We start from the raw sequence: 22,220 nt of genomic DNA on the forward strand, positions 1-22,220 counted from the left end.
ACGTCAAGCAGGTCGAGAAGCTCGTCGCCGACAACACCAGCGGCCGCATCCTCGGCTTCATGGGCGAGCCCGGGGTCAACGTCCTCAAGCTCAACATCGCACTCAAGGAACTCACGCAGAAGTGAGCGGCTTATCACGAGGGGCGGGGGCCGGCGGGCCGGGAACCTCCGGCAGGCCCTTGCCCCTCGGCACAACCGCACCCAGTTCCGGGCTCCCTTCGGATGCACGACACAATCAGGAAGGTGGCACACCGATGACCCGGGTGCTGGTGGTGGAGGACGAACCACAGCTCGTACGGGCTCTTGAGATCAATCTCAAGGCGCGCAAATATCTCGTTGACGCGGCGTCCGACGGGCAGACGGCACTGAGTCTGGCCGCCGCGAACAAGCCGGACGCCGTGCTGCTTGACCTCGGGCTGCCGGACATGGACGGCCTCGACGTGATGAAGGCGCTGCGTCGCTTTTCCCGGGTGCCGGTCCTGGTGGTGTCGGCGCGCAATACCTCCGACGAGAAGGTCGCCGCGTTGGACGCGGGCGCCGACGACTACATCACCAAGCCGTTCAGCATGGACGAACTCCTCGCCCGGCTGCGTGCGGCCACCCGGCGGACCGACTCGGAAGCCCAAACCGATCACGAGCAGGGCATGGTCACCACCAAAACCTTCAGCATCGACCTGCTCGCGAAGAAGGCCAAGCGCGGCGACAAGGACATACGGCTCACCCCGACCGAATGGCACCTGATCGAAGTCCTCGTCCGCAACCGCGGCCGCCTGGTCACTCAGCGCCAGCTGCTGCAGGAAGTGTGGGGACCCGGCTACCGTACGCAGAGCAACTATCTCCGGGTGTACATGGCCCAGTTGAGGCGCAAGCTGGAGGTTGATCCGTCCCACCCGCGCTATCTCATCACGGCCCCCGGTATGGGGTACCGCTTCGAGGTGTGACCCCATCCAGGTCCCCTTCCGCCGCCCCCACCTGGCAGGGCGGCGGGGGAGTGGCCCCTTCATCCGCAGCGACAACAGAGATCGGAACCATGGCACGCGGCAAGCTCCGCATCTACCTCGGCGCGGCGCCGGGCGTCGGCAAGACGTACTCGATGCTCTCCGAGGCACACCGCCGGGTCGAGCGCGGCACCGACTGCGTCGTCGCCTTCGTCGAGCACCACAGCAGGCCGCGCACGGAAGTGATGCTGCACGGCCTGGAATTGCTGCCCCGGAAGGAGATCGAGTACCGCGACACCGTCTTCACCGAGATGGACGTGGACGCGGTCCTGGAGCGCCGCCCGTCCGTGGCTCTGGTGGATGAGCTGGCACACACCAACATCCCGGGCTCGCGCAACACCAAGCGCTGGCAGGACGTCGAGGAGCTCCTGGCGGCCGGCATCGACGTCGTGTCCACCGTAAACATCCAGCACCTGGAGTCGCTCGGTGATGTCGTCGAGTCGATAACGGGCGTACGACAACAGGAGACCGTCCCGGACGAGGTCGTCCGGCGGGCTGATCAGATCGAGCTCGTCGACATGTCGCCGCAGGCGCTGCGACGGCGCATGGCGCACGGCAACATCTACAAGCCGGAGAAGGTCGACGCGGCGCTCTCCAACTACTTCCGGCCCGGAAACCTCACCGCGCTGCGGGAGCTGGCGCTCTTGTGGGTCGCCGACCGGGTCGACGAGTATCTGACGGAGTACCGCAGCGAGCACCGCGTCAACACGATCTGGGGTTCGCGCGAGCGCATCGTCGTCGGCCTCACCGGGGGGCCGGAAGGGCGCACGCTCATCCGCCGCGCGGCCCGGCTGGCCGAAAAGGGTGCGGGCGGCGAGGTGTTGGCGGTGTACGTCGCGAGCAGCGACGGCCTGAGCGCTGCCTCGCCGAAGGAGCTCGCTGTCCAGCGCACCCTGGTCGAGGACCTCGGCGGAACCTTCCACCACGTGGTGGGCGACGATGTGCCGCCGGCTCTGCTCGACTTCGCGCGCGGGGTGAACGCGACGCAGATCGTGCTGGGCACGAGTCGCCGTAGAACCTGGCAGTACCTCTTCGGCCCCGGCGTCGGACAGATCGTGGCGCGCGACTCCGGTCCCGATCTCGACGTTCACATTGTCACCCACGAGGAGGCGGCCCGCGGGCGGGGACTGCCGGTGGCACGCGGGGCGCGACTCGGCCGAACCCGGATCGTGTGGGGCTGGGCGACCGGCGTCATCGGCCCGGTGCTCCTCACGGTGCCGCTCACCCGCACGAGCACGGACCTTGGCCTCGCCAACGAAATGCTGCTTTACCTCGCGCTGACGGTCGGGTCGGCGCTGCTCGGCGGACTGCTGCCGTCATTGGCTTCGGCCGCGCTGGGTTCGCTCCTCATCAACTGGTACTTCACGCCGCCGGTCCATGAGTTCACGATCGCCGACCCGAAGAACATCGTCGCCATAACGATCTTCTTCCTGGTCGCGGCCTCGGTGGCCTCGGTAGTGGATCTGGCCGCTCGCCGCACTCATCAGGCGGCCCGGCTGCGCGCCGAGTCGGAAGTACTCTCGTTCCTGGCGGGCAGCGTGTTGCGCGGGGAAACGAGCTTGGACGCGTTGTTGGAGCGTGTCCGGGAGACCTTCGCCATGGAGTCGGCGGCACTGCTGGAGCGCGCGAGTGAGGTCGAGCCGTGGACCTGTACGCGCGCCGTCGGACCCGCGCCGGTCACCCGTCCTGAGGACGCCGACGTGGACATGCCCGTCGGTGATCGGATGGCTCTCGCGCTCTCCGGCCGGGTGCTGCCTGCCGAGGACCGGCGCGTGCTGGGCGCCTTCGCGGCGCAGGCCGCCGTCGTCCTGGACCGCCAACGCCTCAAGGAAGAGGCCGACCAGGCGCGCCTGTACGCCGAGGGCGACCGCATCCGTACGGCGCTGCTCGCCGCGGTGAGTCACGACCTGCGCACCCCGCTCGCCTCCATCAAGGCGTCCGTGACGTCGTTGCGTTCGGACGATGTGGAGTGGTCCGAGGCGGACGAGGCCGAGCTGCTTGAGGGGATCGAGGCGGGCGCAGACCGCCTGGACCACCTGGTGGGCAACCTGCTCGACATGTCCCGCCTCCAGACCGGCACGGTCACCCCGATCATCCGCGAGGTGGACCTCGACGAGGTCGTCCCGATGGCGCTGGGCGGCGTACCCGAGGACAGTGTGGTCCTCGATATCCCCGAGGACCTTCCGATGGTGGCTGTCGATGCGGGGCTGCTTGAACGCGCGGTGGCCAACGTCGTGGAGAACGCGGTCAAGTACAGCCCGCCCGGCGAGCGCGTCCTCGTCTCCGCGAGCGCCATGGCCGACCGGGTGGAAGTCCGCGTCGCCGACCAGGGTCCCGGCGTCCCCGACGAGGCCAAGGACCGTATCTTCGCGCCGTTCCAGCGTTACGGCGATGCCCCGCGCGGCGCCGGAGTGGGCCTCGGCCTCGCCGTGGCCCGGGGCTTCGCCGAGGCGATGGGCGGCACGCTGACCGCAGAGGACACCCCGGGCGGCGGCATGACCATGGTCATCACGCTGAAGCAGACGGCCGACCAGCCGCGTGTCAGCCCGGACCTGCCCCCGATGACGACGTCGTAGGGATCGCACGCCTGGCATCTTCTGTGCGGTTTCGGTCTCCTCTTGCGCACCGGCTCAGCGTTGACCCGGCCGCGGTGCTGAGTGAGCGACCGGGAGTTGTCGTCTGCGGCGGACCGTAGCGGACGGACCCTGTGCGATGCGGTCAGCCCGGCCGGTGCCCGGATGGTGCAGTCGTTGGCGATGTGCCCAGCAACAGAACCCGGAGGAAGTTGAGCAGGACCAGGATCAGCGCCGCCCTGGTGGCCAGGACGACGAAGTCGATGTCCTCGGGGCGGAGTGTGCGACGGTGAGGACGCCGGGTTGCCGGCGGGCGAGGGGTCCGGCCAGGGCCGGGACACCCGTTGGGGGTTCATAGCTGCGCCGTACCCCTCCTGGGGCGCGACCCGGAGCGCGAACTGCTGACGCCGCACAACGCGGCGAAGGACGCCTCGTCGTGGAGACGGTCGTGGTTGTCGCTGGCGGCTATGAGCAGGACTGCGGTGCTGTCCGGGCCGACGCCGGCGAGTTCGAGTAGCTGCGGGTTGTGCGCCCGGATGATCGCTGCGATCCGGCGGGTGAGCGTGGTGGCTTCGGTGGAAAGCTGTGTGATGCGGTGGGCCAGGAAGTTCAGCGCCTAATGCACCGCGTCGGCTTGCGCGTCCAGGGCGGCGCATGCTTTGAACAGTGTCGGGTTCGAGAGCCCGGCGAGGGGCTCGCGCAGCTGTGCCGGTGCGCTGACCAGGAGGGCCTTGGGCTGGTTGATGGCCTGGGTGCGGTTGTTGACTGTGGAGTCCTTGACGACCTTCAGGACGCGGAGTTCCTTCACCTGGCCGTCCTGGCTCTTCGGGGCTCCGGTGGCTCGTCCGCCCGGCACGGCCCGGGCGGCGGCTTCGGCGTCGACCGTGTCGGTTTTGTCCGAGCGGCGCCGGGTCGGCCGGTCCGGCCGGTTGACCTCGATCACCTCGATGCCTTCGACGGCCAGGTGCCAGGCGAGCCCGGCCCCGTAGGAGCCGGCCCCCTCCACACCAGCCTGCCCGACGACGCCCAACGAGCGGCCCCTCTGGACGAGTTGACGATATCCGGCGGTCATGGCGGGGAACGGCTGGGTGCGCTGCAGGGCGCCGAGATCGCCGACGACAGCAGCGACGTGCACATCCTTGCGTGTGTCCACACCCAGCAGCACTGCGGCGGGATGGACAGGCGACACCTTCTTGGAGCAGGTGCCGTCACGGCTGTTCCCGCTGTTCCTTCGCCTCGCGACATGCTTCTCATAGCCAAAGCGACCGGTGATCTCGCCCTCCAGGGCGGACGTCGGCACCCGCTTGGTCAGCTGCTGCAACAGCCCCCTCCCCGGTCAGCTGCAGCCCGTCGGTACGGGGGTGGCCGACCAGCGTCGCGATCAACTGCTCGTCCGACACCGTGCCCGGCACGGCCTCCTCGGCAAGCTGGTCATGGCCCTTGGGTTCAACGGCGGGCTCGGTCATCCCACATCACTTCGATGATCGTTGGATCCGCTGCCTATCGGACACTCCCGCGCCAGGAGCTGGCGAGCAACCACCCTGATCAGCGCAGGGCTTCGAGCAGCTGGGCTTCGAGGTCGGCGACGCGTTTGTCGGCGAAGCGGAGGTTCGCGCGGGCGCGTACGACGGGGTGTCACCGAGGTGAGCGGATAGGGGGGGGCCGAAGCCGGTTTCGGCCGGGCGGTCTGGGGACGAGAGCCGGCGTCGTGGTCAGGTGTCGGCGTCGAGGCGGAGGCGGCCGGTGATGACGGCGTGGGCGACGTCCGACAGGGCCTGGTTGTGGCGCCAGGCGTGGGCGCGCAGGCGCAGCAGGGCGTCGTCGATGCTGACGCTGAGGTGGACGGTCAGGATGCCGGCGGCCTGGTGGACTTCGGCGCGGTGCAGGTCGGGGCCGTCGCCTATTCCCGTGGTCAGGGCGTGGGGCGGGGTGTGCAGAAGCAGGTCCAGGGCGATGCGGGCGAAGCGGGCGATGTCCTGGCGCTGGCGGGTGGGCAGGGGGCCAGGGGTGGTGCGGTAGCCGGTGAGGACGCCGGCCGTGACGACACCCAGGAGTAGGGGATGGGCGATGACGGCACGGGCCGGAGTGTCGCAGGCGGCAGGGGTGAACGCGGGCCAGCGGTCGGCGGGCGCGGTGGACAGGTCGGTTTCGGTGACGATCCGGCCGGTGCGGGCGGCCTCCAGGGTGGGGCCTTCGCCGAGGGTGTACTGCAGGTCTTCCAGGGTGCGGCCGAGGTCGTCGGCGGGATCGGACCACAGCAGTTCGGGGGGGCCGTGGGTGGGCAGCAGGCTCAGCGTGACGGCGTCCAGGCGCAGCAGGCGGGCGGTGTCGGCGGCCTGGGCGGCGGACAGGTCGGCGCCGGTGCGGGCGGCCTGGTACAGGCGCTGCAGAAGGCCGGGTAGGTCATCGCGGGCCATCACTCGTCTCCTCCCCCCTTGGCTCGGGTGGGAGGGTGTTGCGGGTGCCCGGCGGTGACGGGCACCGGGTCACCGGACGGGGTCGAGTAGTTCGGCGGGCACGTCGCCCCGGGCGATCCGGGCTGACAGCTCGGTGAGTTTCTGCTGCCTCGAGCGGGCGTGGGCGCGCAGCCGCTGGAAGGCCTGGTCCATGCTCACTTGGAGGCGGGCGGAGAGCACGCCCTTGGCCTGTTCGATGACCAGACGGCTGTCCAGCGCCCGCTGCAACTGGGCAAGGACCGCGTCTCTGTCGGCCAGTTGCTGCTGGTGGGCCAAAGCCACGGCGGCGGCGTCGGCCAGTGTCCGCGCCAGTCGCAGGTCCCGGCCGCTGACGTCGGCCGGGCGGGCCATCATCAGGTTCATGCCGCCCAGGGACATCTGGGGCAGGCGCAGGCTCACCGCGGCGACCGCGGTGATCCCCGCCTGGCGGGCGTAGGGCGCGAAGCGCGGCCAGCGGACGGTGCCGGGTGGGCTGGTCAGTGAGGTGAGCGGCAGTGGCCGCCGGGCGCGGGCGCTGTCGAGGCAGGGGCCCTCCCCCAGCGTGGACTGCTCCTGTTCCAGGGCCAGGCACACTTCGTCGGAGGCGGTGATGTGGACGGGCTCATGGGTGTCGCGGTCCAGGACGGTGACGCCGGCGCAGCGCACCGGTAGCAGCGCGACCACCTGGCCGGTCAGGTCGTGGAGCAGTTCCAGCGGATCGAAGTCCGCCGGGCGGTGGGCGAGGTCGAGGACGGCGTCGGCGATGCGTGTTTCGCGGTCGGTGGTGGTCATAGGACGCCTGCCGGTCGGCTGGCTTCCGCCTGTCGGCGCCGACGGGGTCCGGGCCTGCGTGCGGTGGCGAAAGGGGGGTGGCCTCATCGGGAGGCCCGTCGTGCCCGCTGACGGGGGGAGCTCCGGCTCGCCTCGCTTCCTGGGTGCACCCGTCCGAGGCCATCTCGTCGCCGGTTCCGCCCGGCCTGAGACGGCGTCACGGTACCGACGGCAGTTTACCCGCGCAGCGGAGAGTGGAACAGGAAAGGAAACCGGCCGTTTTACCAGATCGCCTCCGTTGGTCTTCCGGCCCCTTGCCCCGCTGGACGACTGGACGCAACCCTCACCGAGGGCCGCCGGGGTCCTGCGGAGTCCGGGCGAGCAGGGAACGGGCGAGGTCGACGACGGGTACCCCCCGGGCCCGCGCCCGGGCGCGCAGCCACGCAAGAGCCTCGCCCGTGTCGATGCCCCGGGTGGCGGCTACGATCCCGACGGCGATGTTGAGGTCGTCCTGGTCGGCGGTGGACCGCACCTGCTCGATGATGTCGTCGTCCAGGTCGGCCAGCAGCACCGACGTCGTGATCTGCGCGAACGTCTCCGCCTCTGCGGGCGGACCGGTGCCGGGAGTGCCCCGGTGCTGCCGGTACAGGGTGAGGGTGCCGAGTGCGGCGGTGGCGGTGCACAGGGGGTAGGCGAAGACGGCACCGACGCCAAGGCCGTCCGCGGCCTCGGCGAACAGCGGCCACGCGGCGCCGGACCGGTCGAGGTCGGGCGCCAGCACGCACTGCCCGGTGTCGAACGCGGCCACCGACGGGCCCTCGCCGGTGACGTACTGCAGCTCCTCCACACGCCGGGCCCACAGCGAGCTGCCGGCCAGCTGCAGGGGCATACGCCCGCCGTCTTGCAGGGTGAGCACGGCGGCGTCGATCCCGGGCAGGTCCCGCACGGCGGCACCGCACACCGCGGCAATGCAGCTGCCGGAGGGGACTTGGCGGGCGGCGTGCACCACGGCGTGCCACAAGGCATCGCGCCGGGCGAGTCTCGTAGATGGCACGGTGCCGGCCCGCGCCGGGCCACCAGGCATCGCCTGCCCGGCGGCCACCGCCCGGGCGGCCCGCTCGTACCGGGTGACGGCCAGCATCGCGCAGCGCACCAGCTCGGCCGGCTGCCGCGCCCCCGTCCCGGCAGCGCCGTTGCGGGCGTCGCGCAGCGCCTCGTGCACCGCGGTCACGTCCTCGACATGGTGCAGGGCACCCACCACGCGGCCGTCGGTGTCGGTCAGGGGGGAGTTGACCGGGCTCCAGATCTTGCGACGGAAGGCACCAGCGGCGCGCGGGACGGGGATGTTGTAGGGCTGGATGCCCATGTCGTCGGGTGCCGCGCCGCGCAGCACGCGCTCCAGGGAGGCGGACAGGTCGCGCACTCCGCTCGCGGTGGAGTCTGTGGGATCGTCGGGGAACGCGTCGAACATGAACGCGCCGATCAGTTCGTCCCGCGACCGCTCGGTGGCGCGCAGATAGGCCTCATTGACCCCCTGGATGAAGCAGTTCGTGTCGAGCACCAGGTATGGAGCCGTGGTCGCCTCGAACAACTGGCTCCCGGACGTTGCTTTCAGCACCTCATGCACCAGTACTCACCCCCAGTCCGGACCTGGGCTAGACGGGTGCCTAGGTGCAGGATAACTTCCCCGCCGAGCGGCTGGCAGGGGGCGCCCGGGACGCCGCTACCCGGCGCGGGAGACCGGCACGGCGGTCGTGGACCCCACCGGGCATCCCCGTCGAGTAGCACACTTTGTGGCACGTGGGAGTAGTGCTGGGTTCCCGGCGTGCGGAGTTGGCGGCGGGCGTCGAGGGGCGGGGTGTGGTCGCGGTCCAGGACGAGCCAAATGGACAGGCTGCCGTCGCGTCGGCGCATCAGCGGGCGGATCAGGTGGAGTTCGGCGTGGGGGTGATACCACCTGATGCCCACGCGCCGTGAGGAGTGCCTGACCTGGAGGCGGGCCCGGTGGTTGGGGCCGGGCCCACCCTGTGGTGCCGATGGGGTGTCAGGGGCAGGTTGCCAGGACGACGGAAATCACGGTGTCGCGATCTTGTCGCGGCCCTGCTGGGAACGGGTCCGGTCGCTGGGTCGCCGCGCCTGCTGGTGAAGACGGCCGGGAAAGACGCGGTGTCCGGGCTCTGTCGGCGACCCGCTGCCAGTGGACCTCTTCACTCTCGCCCGCTCCCGGCGTGCCTGATCCGCCGGCGGGGGCCGGCCCTCGGGGCTTGACTTCGAGGGCGCTCCAAGTCCTAGCGTCGCAGGCGTTCGTCAGTGCTCAAGGAACCGCCCGGTCTGCTGGGCAGGAGGAGTATCCGCGCATGATCACCCGAACCACCCTCGGCTCGCCCGGTCTCACCGTCAGCACGATGGGCCTGGGATGCATGGGGATGAGCGAGAGCTACGGCGCCGCCGACTGGGACGGCGGCCTGGCCACCATCGACCGGGCTCTGGAGCTGGGCATCACCTTCCTGGACACCTCCGACTCCTACGGCACCGGGCACAACGAGGTACTGGTGGGCCGGGCCATTCACGGCCGCCGGGACCAGGTGCAGCTGGCCACCAAGTTCGGCATCGACCGCAGCGCCGGGGACCGGGCACGCCGCATCCGCGGTGCCCGGGACTACGTGCTGCGCGCCTGTGACGCCTCGCTGCTGCGGCTGGGCGTCGAGGTGATCGACCTGTACTACGCCCACCGCCCGCCCCAGGACGTGGAGATCGAGGAGACCGTCGGGGCGATGGCCGAGCTGGTCGAGGCGGGCAAGGTCCGTCATCTGGGCCTGTCAGAGGTCGACGGCGAGTTGCTACGCCGGGCGCACGCGGTGCACCCGATCGCCGCGGTGCAGAGCGAGTACTCACTGTGGAGCCGCGACGTCGAGGCGGTCACCCCGGTGATGGCCGAGCTGGGGGTCGGGCTGGTGCCGTACGCGCCGCTGGGGCGGGGGTTTTTGACCGGCACCCTGGACCGCTCCACGCTGGGCGAGAAGGACTTCCGACGCACCAACCCCCGCTTCGCCGGCACGGCGGGCGAGGCCAACGAGAGGATCGCGCAGACCGTGCGCGAGGTGGCCGACCGGCTGGGCGCCACCCCGGCACAGGTGGCGCTGGCCTGGGTGTATGCCCAGACCGAGCGGCTCGGGGTGGCGGTGGCGACCATTCCGGGCACCCGCAGCCCGGCCCGGCTGGAGCAGAACGCCGCCGCGCTCAAGCTCACCCTGGACAGCGAAGCGTTGGCCGCGCTGGACCCGCTGAGCGAGCAGGTGACGGGCGAGCGCTACACCCCCGCACACTCCGCTGAGGTCGCTCGGGGATAGGACTCCCGTCTGACCGTACGAGCTGTCGCGGGCCCCGGCCGGGAACGGGTAGGGCCACCGCGTGATCATCGGGGGTTGTGTGGACTCCTGACGATCGTGCGGTGGCCGCGGGCCATAACGCAGCGCGGTGTCCTGGTCCTGGAGGCGACCGGCTTCGTGAAGAAGGAATCCACCTCGGCGCGCGCAACTTCGTTACACCGGCACGGCCGGAGTTTGCATCTCAATTAGCTTTCAGTGAAAGGGCGTTGGTGGGAGACGGGGGCATGGCTGCGCGTGTGGCCCGACCAGGCTTCTGTTGTTGTTCCGAAGGCCACATAGGCCGACTTCCGATACCGGCCTTCGAGCCGACGCAGCCATCCGGTGACGCTGATCCGGACGCGCTGACACGTCCGGTCGGGTGCCAGGGCCTGCCCTCCGACACCCGACCGGGGCCTCGTGGGGGGGGCGACCGCACGAAGTGGGTGCAGTCGCCCCCTGGGCTCCCGGTGGTTGCAGCCGTGTTTCAGGCAACCCTCTCCATCGGAGTGTGACTGCCGCGTACGGCGGGGGACACTGGGGAAACGGGGGGCGTATCAGTTCCCCGCAGGGCGGAGGCCGGGGCAGGGGGTGCGATGGCACGCTACTTCTCCAGCCACGGCACCTCCGCGCTGAGCGTCACCCACTACCGCATACGCCTCGACTGGCGGCCGGGGCAGGGCAGCGTGCGCGCCCTTGCCGAGATCGTCGTCGTGCCGCGCGAGACCCTGGACACGGTCACGCTGGACCTGGCACGGCTGAGAGTCACGGCCGCCGCCGTCGAGGGAGTGCCGGCGGCCTGGCGGCAGCGCAGGCGGAAGCTCTTCGTCACGCCGCAGCGCCCCTTTCCGGAAGGCGTTCCCGCCCGGCTCGCCGTGGCCTATCAGGGGGTGCCCGGACCGCTCCGCATGGGTCGACTCGATGACTACGCGGGATGGTTCCGTACCGGCGACGGCGTACGCGTGGCCAGCGAGCCCCTGGGCGCGCCCTCCTGGTTCCCCTGCAACGACCGGCCCGACGACCGGGCCGCCTACCGCTTCGAGATCACCGTGCCCCACGGCTACCAGGTGTGCTGCAACGGCCGATTGACGTCACGGCGGCCGGACGGCCAGGGGCGTACGCGCTGGACGTACGAGCACGACGGGCCGATGGCCACCTATCTGGCCACGGTGGCCATCGGCCGTTTCGTGCTGCAGGAACAGAGCGGTGGACCGCCCGGCGTCCTGCTGCGCAATGCCTTTCCGGCCCGCGTCGCCGAGGACGCAGCCCACGACCTGGGGCGACAGGCACAGATGCTGAACATCTTCACCGGGCTCTTCGGCCCCTATCCCTTCGGTGAGTACGGGGTGGTCGTGGTGGACGCCCTGGTCGGTGACCCGCAGGAGGCGCAGACTCTGTCCGTGTTCGGCACCGACCGGATCGACGGACGGCGGGGCTACGAGGACGAGGTGGCGCACGAACTGGCCCACCAGTGGTTCGGCAACAGCGTGGGGATCGCCGACTGGAGGGACATCTGGCTGAAGGAAGGGCTCGCCACGTATGCCGAGTGGCTGTGGGAAGAGGCGTCCGGCGCAGAGGCAGCGCATGCGAGGGCGCTGCGCGAGGTCGCCCGGCTGCGGCACGGCGACCAGGACCTGGTTCTCGCCGACCCGGGAGCGGGCCGGCTCTTCGACGACGAGGTCTACTTCCGCGGTGCCGCGACCGTGCACGCGCTGCGGCTGACCCTGGGGGAGGAGCGGTTCTTCCGGCTGCTGAAGGAGTGGGCCGCCAGGCATCGCGGGGCGGTCGTCACGACGCCTCACTTCGTGGCGCTGGCCGAGGAAGTGGCGGGCCACGGCCTCGACGCGTTCTTCCGGGACTGGCTGCGCCGCAGGGCCGTGCCCGAACTCACCTGACAAGAAGCAGAGTTGACGCACCGCGCCGCCGTACGGTGGGGCGGGCCGTACGGCGGCCACGGCGTCAGGCCCCAGGCGCGCCGCCCGCCCCGCCGGTGCCCAGTCGGCAGAACGCGTGCACGGCGCGCACCGCGTCGTCGATCTGCCCGGCACGGCATACGGCCGTGAGGTACGCGTCGGACGCGGTGACGGCGTCGAAGCGGATGCCTGCCGCGGCCAGTGCCGAGCAGAACGCCGCCGTACCGGGCCGCTGTTGCAGACCGCTGCCCACCAGGGACACGCGGCCCGTGCGGGGACCGCAGGCCAGGTCCCGGACATCGAGCCGTCCGCGGGCCCGCTCCAGGGCCGCCAGCACCGCGCGGCACCGCGATTCGGGCAGGAGCAGCGTCAGCCGGGTGCGGGCGGGAGCGACGTCCCGGGTGAGAACGTCGGCGGTGGCTCCCAGCGCGGTGGCGATGCGCAGGATCTGCGCCGTGAACGGGCCGGGGGCGTGCCCGGTCGTCATCGTCACCTCCCGGCCTGCACGGCGGTGGGCGACTCCGACGAGCGAGGGCTGTTCCGCCGTGCGCCGTTCCTCCTCGCCCACCAGGGTGCCCGGACCTTCGTGGGCGGCGGCCCGGACGTGCAGCGGGAGACCGTGGCGCCAGGCCAACTCCACGCTCCGCACGGTGAGCAGGGGCGTCCCGCAGGCCGAGAGGTCCCGCAGGTGTTCGTACGTGAGGCGGGGGAGCAGGCGTGCGTCGGGCGCGATGCGGGGGTCCGCCGTGTGCGCGCCGTCCACCGCGGTGCGGAACTCGCAGACGTCTGCCTTGATCGCCACGGCGAGAGCGACCGCCGTGGTGTCCGCGTCGTCCCGGTCCGCTGCTGCGGTCAGTCGGTCCGGCCCGTGCGGGCACCGCACCACCGCGACCGCGCCGAGGTCGAGGGCCTGGCGGACCCGGTGCGCGAGGGCGTCGGCATCCGGCGCCGGCCCGTACGGCGGCGTGGTCGCCCGCCCCGTGTACGGAGGCCCCGGCAGCGGGCGGGCCGCAAGACCGCGCTCCTCGATCGCCCGGGCGAGCGGGAGGCGGTCGGAGCCCGGCGGTGTGCCGGCCTCGCTCGGCGGTGCCGACGACGGGTGGGGCGCGGGCTGGGCGACGGGCCGGGACGTGCGGGTCCTGGCGGCAGGGACCACCACGACGACCTCGTGCCCGGCTGCGCGGGCGGCGGCGACGCGGTCGGCCGCCAGCCTGAGCCGGCCGGCGCCCAGCAGCCACGAGGCGCCGTACTTCTGGACGATGAGAGCCATGACGTGACGCGCCTCTCGTCAGCTGAGTGGTGCGGAGGCCGCCGGCCGGGCCGGGCATGCTTCCACGGCACGGGTCAGGATCGCGCAGGCCGTGTCGACGACGCGCGAGGTGACGTTGAGCGGGGGCAGCATGCGCACCACCCGGTCGTCGCGCCCGCCCAGCTCGACGATCAGACCCTCGTGCAGGGCCTTCGACTGGACACCGGCGGCGAGCGCACCGGCCGACTGTCCTTCCAGGTCGGCGAGTTCGATGCCCCACATCAGGCCGCGGCCCCGGACCTCGCGCACCCAGGGCAGCGCCGTCAGCGCGGCCAGATGCTTGGCGATGCGATCGCCCTGGGCACGCACGTTGCCCAGGACGTCGTCCCTCCGGATGATGCGGATCGCCTCCACGCCCGCGGCGAAGGCCAGCTGGTTGCCGCGGAAGGTGCCGGTGTGCGCGCCGGGCGCCCACACGTCGAGGCGCTCGTCATAGAGGATGGCGGCCACCGGCAGGCCCACGCCGCTCAGCGCCTTCGAGGCGATGACGACGTCCGGTTCGATGCCGTACTGCTCGAAGCAGAACCAGGTGCCGGTGCGGCCGCAGCCGGTCTGCACCTCGTCCACGACCAGCGGTACGTCCAGCTCGCGGGTCAGGGCGCGCACCCGGCGTACGAAGTCGGGCCGGGCCGGCACCACGCCGCCCTCGCCCTGGACCAGTTCGAGGAGCACGGCCGCGGGTTTCGGGATGCCGCCGTTGGGATCGGTGAGGGAACGCTCCAGATAGGTGACGCAGTTGGTGGCGCAGCTCTCCGGTAAGAGACCTACGGGGCAGTGGGCACAGGAGGAGTACGGGAAGAAGTGGACCCCGGGCAGGCCGCCGGGCATGGGCTGCTTCTGGCTGACGAGTCCGGTGACGGCCATGGCGGCGTGGCTGCTGCCGTGAAAGGCGCCCTGGAACGCGACGATGTCGCTCCGGCCGGTGGCCGTCTTGCACAGCTTGAGCGCGGCCTCGACGGCGTTCGCACCGGTGGGACCACAGAAGTGGATCTTCGTTCGGTCCCGCATCGACGCGGGCAGCATGTCCAGCTGGGCCCGGGTGAAGGCGTCCTTGGCGGGTGTGGGGAGGTCCAGGGCATGGGCGAGTTCGCCGAACTGCGCGACGGCCGCCGCCACCAGCTCGGGGTGGTTGTGGCCGAGCGACAGGACGCCGGCGCCGCCCAGGAAGTCGATGAAGACGTTGCCGTCGACGTCGCGGACGAAGCTGCCGCGGCCCTCGGCCAGGGCGATGGGTAAGCGCCGTGGGTAGGAGCGGGCACGTGACTCGTGCGCTTCCTGGCGGGCGAGGAAGGCCGCCGAGCGCGGCCCGGGCAGGGTGCCCGCCACGTGCGGGACGTTCCAGGGGGCCGGACGGACGGAGGATGGCATGGTGACTCCCAGGGGGGTGGTGGAGCGGACGGGGCCGGGGCGGGGTGCCGCGCCGGCGCGGCGTGTTGCGGGGCGCGGGGTGGGCGCCGGGGGACGGCGGGGGTCAGCAGGGGCGGGCGGGGATGCCGCGCCACCGGCTGCGGGGCGGCAGGCTCTCGCCCTTCATGACGAGGGACATCGCGTCGAGGCGGGCGCCTTCGCCGACCTTGGCCCCGTACAGCACGACGGAGCGGGCTCCGACGGAGCTGCCGGCACCGATCTTCACGGCGGACATCTTCATCACCCGGTCCTCGAAGAGGTGGGTCTGCAGTGAGGTGAATTCACCGACGGCGGCGTCGTCGCCCACCTCGACCAGGTCGAACTCGGTCAGATACGTGGTGTGCAGCCAGACCCGGCGCCCGACCCGGGCCCCGAACAGCCGCAGCACCGCGGGCATCAGCGGCGTCCCGGTCAGGAAGCCGAGCAGCGCGGGGACCACGAGGTTCTCGAAGAGGCCGGTGATCAGTTCGGTGCGCCGCACCCAGACGCTCCACAGAGCCTCCGTACGCGCCCGGTACCTGCCGATGACCAGCCACTTCAGGACCACCACGGCCAGCGTCGCCGCCGTGCCCGCGCCCAGCAGCAGCGCCGGGCCGAGCAGGAAGACGGCCAACGGTCCCGTGCCGCGCGCCAGTTGGACGGCCAGGTACAGGCCGGCCAGGCCGCTGAGGCCGCCGATGGTCGCCGGGAGCGTCACCCGGAAGAACTCGATGAACAGCCGCGCGGCGATCAGCCCCCGGCCGGGGTCGAAGGTCAGCCGGGCCGGGAAGTCCGGGCTCTGCTCCCGGCGCGGCAGGAACAACGCGGGCGAGCCGAGCCAGGTGGTCTCCGGCTCGATCGGCCGGGCGGGAGCCAGCGAGTGGACCCCGAGCAGCGCGTTGTCGCCCAGACGCCCGTTGCCCGGCACCAGCGCGCCGTTGCCGACGAAGCTGCGCGCACCCACCTCGCCGGGGGCGACCGCGATGCGGCCCTGGTGGAAGACGGCGGGTGCGACGACAGCGATGTCCGCGACGAAGCTGCGCTCGCCCACCACCAGCATGTCGGGGTCGACGAAGCTCACGGTCGCCACCTCCGACCAGCGGCCGGTGCGCGCGCCGAGGGCCCGCAGGAACGGCACAAGGTAGAGCGTCGAGTAGAGCGCGTGCGTCATCGTCAGGCTCAGCGTCATCATGGCGTCGCCGATCCACTTGCGCAGCCCGAACCCGCCGCGCTCCGCATGGATTCCGGCGCGCACGCGGGGCAGTAGGACGCGCTTGACCGCCCACACGAGTACACATGTGGTGACGGCCACCAAGGGGCCCGCCGCCGCAGTCGAGGCGATGCCCCACATGCCGCCGTACTGGGCGATCGTCCACGACACAAGTGCCGTGGAGGGCGCGACGACCATCAGGGGCGCCAGCATCAGCAGCACCGCCGCGACGCCGTAGCCGGCCAGCACACCCAACGGCCAGCGGGCCGGGGCCCGGTGCGCGGCCATGTCCGCCAGCACCGGTGGCGGCCCTTCCTGGCGGGCGGCCGGCGATCCGGCCCAGTGCTCCCCGGTCGGCACGATCTGCCCGGCCGCGATGAGGGACTGCTCGGCGACCGTCGCCTTCTCGCCGACGCATGCGCCGGGCAGGACGACCGAGTTGGTGCCGAGGAAACTGCCGGCCCCGAAGCGCACCGGTGCCAGCCTGAGCCGGCCGTGCTCCACCGCGTACGGGTGCACGCGCGCACCGTAGCCGATGCTCGTGCCGTCGCCGATCTCCACGAACCGGGGCAGCGCCGGTGGTGACGACAGATGGCAGCCGCGCCCGACCCGGGCACCCAGGAGGCGCAGGTACGGAGCGAGCAGCGGCGACCCGGCCAGCACCGCTACCGGCGACAGCGCCAGCACCTTGGTGCACAGCCAGAACCGCCAGTAGGTCACCCCCCACAGCGGATAGCGGCCGGGCCGCACCCCGGCCATCAGCAGCCGGGCACCGAGGACCGGCAGCACCGTCGCGCTGAAGGCCAGCCATCCCGCGTCGAGGACGACGAACCACGCCGTGTCCAGGTGGCAGAGACGGTCGATGATCCCGCCCGGGGCGACCCCGCGCACCGGCACCTCCAGCCAGGCGCACAGCCGGTACAGCAGGAGCACGGCCGGCAGGCCGAGGAGCAGCAACCAGGCGTAGAGCCCGGCCAGTTGGGCAAGGCCGCAGCGCCGGACGCGGGCTGTGGAGTGACGCAGCGGGGTTTCCTCCTCGGCGGCGGGGGCGGCTGCCGTACGGCTCTCGACGAGAGCTGCGAGGCCGCGCACGGTCGGGTGCGTGTACAGGTCGCCCATGGCCACCTCGCGCAGCGACGGCTGCTGCCGCAGTAGCGAGACCAGCCGGGCCGCAGTCATGGAGTGCCCGCCGAGATCGCAGAAGAAGTCGTCGGTGACGGAGATCCGATCGGTGCCGAGTACCTCGCACCAGGCGTCGGCAAGGCGCCGTTCCAGGGGCGTGCCCGGTGCCACGGTGGGCCGCGCGCCCCGGCCCAGGGGCGGCGACACGGGGGCGGGCAGTGCCTTGCGGTCGACCTTGTCGGCGGCCAGCAGCGGGAAGGCGGGCAGCACTTCGACGAACGAGGGGATCATGTACGAGGGCAGGCGGCGGCGCAGCGATGCGTGCAGCCGCTCGCGTAGCACTCCCTCGTCGTGCCCGGGGCCGAGGGTGACGTACCCGACCAGGTCCTGGACCGTGCCGTCCCGTTCCAGCGGGGTGACGACGGCGTTCTCCACCGCCCGGTCCTCGCGCAACACCTCCTCGATCTCGCCGAGTTCGACGCGATAGCCCCGGATCTTCACCTGGGTGTCGACGCGGCCGCCGTACTCGATCTCGCCGTTCGCGGTGAACCGCCCGCGGTCCCCGGTGCGGTAGAGCCTCGGCGCCAGCGCCCGGTCCTCGGTGACGGGGTTGGCGATGAACCGCTCCGCGGTGAGCTCGGGCCGGTTGACGTACCCGATGGCGACGCCCGGCCCGCCCACACAGATCTCCCCGCTCTCGCCGTGCGGAACCGGAAGGAGCCGTTCGTCGAGGATGTAGACGCGATAGGTGGGCAGCGGTGTGCCGATGGTGACGTTCCGGTGGGGGTGCAGCTCGCCGCAGGTCGCGGTCACGGTGGTCTCGGTCGGGCCGTACGCGTTCAGGATGCGCCGGCCGGGCCTCGACCAGCGTTTCACCAGCCCCGCCGGGCACGCCTCCCCGCTGACCAACAGGCTCCGTAGCGCGGGGAGTTCGCCGTCCAGGGTGGTCAGCAGCGTGGGAACGCAGCACAGCACCGTGATGGCGTGCTCGTCGAGGAACTCGGCGAGCCCCCGGCCGACCCTGCGCTCGTCACCCGGCCCCGCCACCAGGGTGGCTCCGGCCATCCAGGCGGGCCAGATCTCCTCGATCGAGAAGTCGAAGGCGATGGAAAGCCCCTGGTAGACCCGGTCGTGCGGGCCGACCGCGTAGATCGGGGCGACGACGTGCAGGAAGTTCACGATGCTGCCCTGCGAGATGGCCACGCCCTTGGGCCTGCCCGTGGTGCCGGAGGTGTAGATGACGTACGCCGGGGACGACGGGTCGGGACACACGCCCGGCCGGGTGCTCGGCCGGCGCGCCAGCTCGTGCTCCGGGTCGTCGACGGCGAGCACCTGCCCCTCGACCTCGGCAGTGTGCGCCCGCAGCCGCGAGGTCGTCACCAGGTCGGTCAGGCCCGCGTCCCCGGCCACGAACGCGACCCGGTCGGCCGGGAACGTCGGGTCGAGCGGCACATAGGCCGCACCCGCCTTGAGTACCCCGAGCAAGCTGACGTACAGCTCGACGGACCGGTCGAGGAGCAGACCGACCGTCGTGCCCTCCCCGACTCCCCGCTCGAGCAGCAGGTGCGCCACCTGGTTGGCGCGGGCGTCGAGCGCGGCGTACGCCAGCCGGTCCGTGCCGCAGACCAGGGCGATCGAGTCCGGGCAACGGTCGCAGGACTGCTCGAAGATCTCGGCCAGTGAGTCCGCCCGCAGGACGCCGTCGGGAGGGGGTACGGGCGCGGATTCGGTCCTTGTCACGAACGATGCCTCCTTCGGAGGGCCGGGGCATATCGGCCCTCGGGCCATGGACCGAAGTCCCGCCAACCGTGCGGGACGAGCGGCCTCAAATTACTCAGGAATCCTTCATTAATGCTGCCGATGCCTGGATGACTTTCCCGTCGCGTTCTGGCATTTCTGTCCTTTTGAGCCGCAGGGGGCTATGCGGAAGGGAAGTTAGTCACGACGGAAGGACGCGGACAGCAAGGTATTCGCCAATGCGTGACGCGGTACACGCGTCGGTAACGTGTCACGGAGCGCAGTCGCCGGTCCGTCCCCGGCTTCTGTCGGGGCCACGGGTCGTGCCTGGTCCCCCATCGCGGCACAACGGCATCGGTCTCGCCCCATGGCACCGAACGGCGACTCTGTGAAACTCTGAAGGACCGTCACACTGCGTCTCGCCCCTGCGATCTTTCGCGGGCGAGGTCCGGAACTGGTCGCCTGCGTATACCATCCGTGCAAAGCTTCTTCCGGAGGTAACCCCGGCTTGTGGAAAGCCCGGCAAAGGAATGCCCACTCGGCGCTCTTTCGGTGCGCGCACCGCGAGAACGGCGCTTCGGGAGGAAGCGACCGGGGCCCCAAAACGGTGTGAACTCCGTTGCCGATGAGGGGAGCCGTCGGCTCGGGCCCGTTCCTGGACCCCGGGGCCGGCTCAGGCCGGGTTCATGAAATCTCCGCCGCCGGGGCCCAGGCGCGGGGCCACCGCGGACACGGCAAGGGCGCCGAGGAGTGCCAGCACCTCGGCACGCTCCAGGTGTCAGGAGAAGTACATCGTGACCACGAACGGTGCTGCCGCGCCCGCGAGTTGTCCCGTGGGTGCGGATTCCGGGGAAGGACCATCGGCCCGCCAGGAATGCGGCCGCGACCAGCGGGACGCCGAACCTCCACGGGAAGAGCAGGCCGAACCCGAACAGAGCGATCATGGCGCCGGCGGCCCCATGAGGACGGCCCGGGCCATCAGTACGAGCTTTGCGGCCGTGCCCCGTGGTTGATGTGCCGGGCGCAGGTCGGGCGGACAGGCCAGGGGGAGTGCGGCGGCCAGAAGGGGTGCGAGCAGGAAGCCCACCCGTTTCCACCCCAGGTCGCGGGCCGGGATGCGGGAAGCCCGCTCCACCAGGTACCAGGAGTCCTCACGGCACCGACACGGTGTGCAGATGTCCCGGCGAGCGCAGGGGCGGACCAGGCTTTACGGTGAAGCGGAGTGCTCCCGAGAGTGCTTGAGCGGCCGGTCGTCTCCCGCACGTTGGCGACCGGCCGCACCGCTGTCCGTCGTCCTGCCGCCTCGGTGGTGACGCCCATCAGAAGGTGGTGTGGAGGCGGTAGGGGCTGCGTGGGAGCCGTGCGACCAAGTCGCCTCCGCCACCGTCTCGGCTGCGACAACTAAGTGGATCAGCCTCGTGGCCGACCGCACATCCGGCGCCGTCCGGGCCTGCCTGAACCAGGGCGGTGACCTGGACGGCGAACCCGGCTGGGACCCGGTCGCCGGATCGCGATTGATACAGGAGCCGCCGGGCGGGCCCGGTCTTGCCCGTCCTTGGCCGCGGCTGTGGCGGCCAAGGTGGCTGGTTCGTCGTGGGTGCTGCCGGGCGGAGCGGCTTGGCGCGCCGGGTCAGGTGGTCGGGGTGATGGTGATGTCGACGGTGACGTGGCCGTCGTCGCTGCTGACGGTGTAGGAGCCGTTGCCGGTGAAGTCCTTGGTGTCGCGGGCGAGGAAGTCGTCGCCGCTGGTCAGGTCGTACTCGTCGACCCAGAAGCCGACCTTGGCGATGTCGTTCGCGGTGAAGGGCAGGTTCATGGACGGGGCCGCGCTGTTGCGGGTCGGGGTGGAGTTTCCCTGGTTCTTCTGGGTCCAGATCCGGAAGTGGCTGCCGTCCTTGAGGTCCAGCCGGATCGAGCCGTAGGGCTCGGGTTCGTATTCGCCGTCGTTGACGAAGGTGATCCGGAAGTCGGCGCGTGCCTTGACCGGCGGGAAGGGCGGCGCGGGCGTCGCGGCGGCGAATTGGCTGTCCTTGAGCCCCGGCCACATGTCGGAGATGTTGCGGGCGCCGCTCAGTGCCGTCCACTCGTCGAGGTCGAACTGGAGGACCTGGTCGCCCTTGACGAAGTAGCACAGCCGGCGTTTGGTCCCGGCCAGGACCGCGGGCGGGATGATCTGGTAGACCACCGCGTCGAGGTCCCGGTCGAGCCCGGCGGCCCTGAGGCCGGGCCACTTGTCGCCGATGCTGTAGGGGCCGCCGCTGACCCGGTCGGTGACCGGGTCGTAGGTGACGAACTTGTCCCCCTTGAAGAAGTAGTAGGTGTCCACGGTCCCGAAGGGGACGTCTTGCTGGTCCAGGAACGCGGCGTCGAGGTCGCGCTCGAAGCCGGCGTCCTTCATGCCCGGCCACATCGGGGCGATTTCCAGGGGGCCGTAGAGGATCTGCTCGTTCGCCACGTCGTAGCGTACGTACTGGTCGCCGCGGAAGATGTAGAGGTAGTCCTTCTCGATCGGCAGGTCCAGTGCCACGGGGTTGAGGCGCCACGAGAAGGGGACGGCCGCGTCGATGGCGTTGGCGAACTGGGTGTCCTGCAGACCCGGCCAGCCGGCGGCGATGCTCCGGGGGCCGAGGCGTATGGCGTTGTCGGTGAGGCTGTAGAGCAGGTACTGATCGCCCAGGAACATGTACGTGTCCCACTTGAGCTGGGAGCGATTGAACGTGGCCTGGATCGTCATTGATCCTCCCAAGGCGCCGGGGCGGGGTGTCCGGCACAGCCCGGTTGCTGTACCACGCTGCCGCCCATCGCCCCGGACGCTAGGAGCCCCGACCGGCGGCGTCCAGAGCAGTCAGGGCGTGACACGGGCCGCGCCGTCGGCTTCCGGCCCTCCAGCAAAGAGCTGCGGCCACCGGCTCGGTGTGACCACCGACGCGCACCGCGAGACTGCCCAGGCCGAGCCGCTTGCCGCGATCACTCCGCCCATGGGTATATGTGCCGAAAGCAGCCGCACAGGCCCCCGCCGGAGCCGATGCCGGATACGTCAAAGGCTTCGAAACAGCCCGCCCAGATGCCCGACCGGACCCACTTCGGCTTCGTCATCACGTGGGCCAGAGCCCGGCGTAGTATCGGTCGGCCGGTCCCGTCCCGCCGAGGCACCCGCATGGGCAGGGCCTGCGGTAGCGATTCCGGCCCGGGTGTGTGCCGCTGCCGCGGTGCAACAGCCCTCCGCGCATCACCGCCAGGTCCAACGGCAGCGAGTGGACCGTGGCGCTGGGAGTCCGCCACGGGCGACCCGGTCAGCGTGACCGACTGTGGTGACGACCTGTCGCAGTTGTGGTGCCTGGAGTCCGCCGAGCCTCGGAGCGGCCCGACTGCCGAGAAGGGCATCCGAGGCGAGACGGCCAG

14 protein-coding genes are annotated in these 22,220 nt (G+C 71.3%); 5 read left to right on the top strand and 9 right to left on the bottom strand.

Annotated features, from left to right (window positions below):
* From DT019_RS38365 to DT019_RS38375, 3 genes are all read left to right on the top strand, one after another.
* Positions 1–125: potassium-transporting ATPase subunit C (locus tag DT019_RS38365; protein ID WP_114036071.1), on the top strand; the 125-nt coding region annotated here is incomplete at its 5' end.
* Between the two features lie 128 nt (positions 126–253).
* Entirely contained in the window at positions 254–940 is a 687-nt protein-coding gene (locus tag DT019_RS38370) for a response regulator (protein WP_114041629.1), read from the top strand.
* Between the two features lie 89 nt (positions 941–1,029).
* Positions 1,030–3,573, top strand: coding sequence for a sensor histidine kinase (locus DT019_RS38375; protein ID WP_114041630.1), 2,544 nt, complete (start codon positions 1,030–1,032; stop codon positions 3,571–3,573).
* Positions 3,574–3,922: 349 nt separating this feature from the next.
* Here the strand turns inward: DT019_RS38375 and DT019_RS41210 are convergent, their stop codons facing one another.
* From DT019_RS41210 to DT019_RS38395, 5 genes are all read right to left on the bottom strand, one after another.
* Positions 3,923–4,183, bottom strand: a complete 261-nt coding sequence (locus DT019_RS41210) for a transposase (RefSeq protein ID WP_411292779.1) — start codon at positions 4,181–4,183, stop codon at positions 3,923–3,925.
* Between the two features lie 3 nt (positions 4,184–4,186).
* Positions 4,187–4,891: an IS110 family transposase gene (locus tag DT019_RS40640; protein ID WP_411292778.1), complete on the bottom strand. Its 705-nt coding sequence runs from the start codon at positions 4,889–4,891 to the stop codon at positions 4,187–4,189.
* Positions 4,892–5,282: 391 nt separating this feature from the next.
* Complete coding sequence (locus tag DT019_RS38385; RefSeq protein ID WP_114041631.1) at positions 5,283–5,987, bottom strand: GAF and ANTAR domain-containing protein; 705 nt, start codon at positions 5,985–5,987, stop codon at positions 5,283–5,285.
* Between the two features lie 69 nt (positions 5,988–6,056).
* On the bottom strand, positions 6,057–6,797 hold the full coding sequence (locus tag DT019_RS38390; RefSeq protein ID WP_114041632.1) for an ANTAR domain-containing protein: 741 nt from the start codon (positions 6,795–6,797) through the stop codon (positions 6,057–6,059).
* A gap of 322 nt (positions 6,798–7,119) precedes the next feature.
* A complete protein-coding gene (locus DT019_RS38395) occupies positions 7,120–8,394 on the bottom strand; it encodes a PAS domain-containing protein (RefSeq protein WP_147267420.1) in 1,275 nt (424 codons plus the stop codon).
* 739 nt (positions 8,395–9,133) lie between these two features.
* Between DT019_RS38395 and DT019_RS38400 the strand changes: the two genes are divergently transcribed.
* Together DT019_RS38400 and DT019_RS38405 are read left to right on the top strand one after the other, a co-directional pair.
* Complete coding sequence (locus tag DT019_RS38400) at positions 9,134–10,126, top strand: aldo/keto reductase (RefSeq protein WP_114041634.1); 993 nt, start codon at positions 9,134–9,136, stop codon at positions 10,124–10,126.
* Positions 10,127–10,737: 611 nt separating this feature from the next.
* Positions 10,738–12,036 (top strand): M1 family metallopeptidase, encoded by a 1,299-nt coding sequence (locus tag DT019_RS38405; protein WP_114041635.1) that lies wholly within the window; start codon positions 10,738–10,740, stop codon positions 12,034–12,036.
* Positions 12,037–12,100: 64 nt separating this feature from the next.
* On the opposite strand, the gene DT019_RS38410 is transcribed toward DT019_RS38405, so the two are convergent.
* From DT019_RS38410 to DT019_RS38425, 4 genes are all read right to left on the bottom strand, one after another.
* Positions 12,101–13,324 (bottom strand): ACT domain-containing protein, encoded by a 1,224-nt coding sequence (locus DT019_RS38410; RefSeq protein ID WP_114041636.1) that lies wholly within the window; start codon positions 13,322–13,324, stop codon positions 12,101–12,103.
* An 18-nt stretch (positions 13,325–13,342) separates the two neighbouring features.
* On the bottom strand, positions 13,343–14,731 hold the full coding sequence (locus DT019_RS38415; protein WP_114041637.1) for a diaminobutyrate--2-oxoglutarate transaminase family protein: 1,389 nt from the start codon (positions 14,729–14,731) through the stop codon (positions 13,343–13,345).
* 103 nt (positions 14,732–14,834) lie between these two features.
* Positions 14,835–18,821, bottom strand: a complete 3,987-nt coding sequence (locus DT019_RS38420) for a Pls/PosA family non-ribosomal peptide synthetase (RefSeq protein WP_223279979.1) — start codon at positions 18,819–18,821, stop codon at positions 14,835–14,837.
* A 1,627-nt stretch (positions 18,822–20,448) separates the two neighbouring features.
* Positions 20,449–21,552: a hemopexin repeat-containing protein gene (locus tag DT019_RS38425; protein WP_114041639.1), complete on the bottom strand. Its 1,104-nt coding sequence runs from the start codon at positions 21,550–21,552 to the stop codon at positions 20,449–20,451.
* Positions 21,553–22,220: the final 668 nt, after the last annotated feature.

This window comes from Streptomyces sp. SDr-06 (assembly GCF_003324565.1).
In the GTDB taxonomy this organism is placed as follows: Bacteria; Actinomycetota; Actinomycetes; order Streptomycetales; family Streptomycetaceae; genus Streptomyces.

Excerpts from the sequence above, each read along its gene's own strand:
- DT019_RS38370 (WP_114041629.1), top strand. The coding sequence starts at position 254 with ATGACCCGGGTGCTGGTGGTGGAGGACGAACCACAGCTCGTACGGGCT.
- DT019_RS38390 (WP_114041632.1), bottom strand. The coding sequence starts at position 6,797 with ATGACCACCACCGACCGCGAAACACGCATCGCCGACGCCGTCCTCGAC.
- DT019_RS38385 (WP_114041631.1), bottom strand. The coding sequence starts at position 5,987 with ATGGCCCGCGATGACCTACCCGGCCTTCTGCAGCGCCTGTACCAGGCC.
- DT019_RS38415 (WP_114041637.1), bottom strand. The coding sequence starts at position 14,731 with ATGCCATCCTCCGTCCGTCCGGCCCCCTGGAACGTCCCGCACGTGGCG.
- DT019_RS38405 (WP_114041635.1), top strand. The coding sequence starts at position 10,738 with ATGGCACGCTACTTCTCCAGCCACGGCACCTCCGCGCTGAGCGTCACC.
- DT019_RS38425 (WP_114041639.1), bottom strand. The coding sequence starts at position 21,552 with ATGACGATCCAGGCCACGTTCAATCGCTCCCAGCTCAAGTGGGACACG.
- DT019_RS38375 (WP_114041630.1), top strand. The coding sequence starts at position 1,030 with ATGGCACGCGGCAAGCTCCGCATCTACCTCGGCGCGGCGCCGGGCGTC.
- DT019_RS38400 (WP_114041634.1), top strand. The coding sequence starts at position 9,134 with ATGATCACCCGAACCACCCTCGGCTCGCCCGGTCTCACCGTCAGCACG.
- DT019_RS38410 (WP_114041636.1), bottom strand. The coding sequence starts at position 13,324 with ATGGCTCTCATCGTCCAGAAGTACGGCGCCTCGTGGCTGCTGGGCGCC.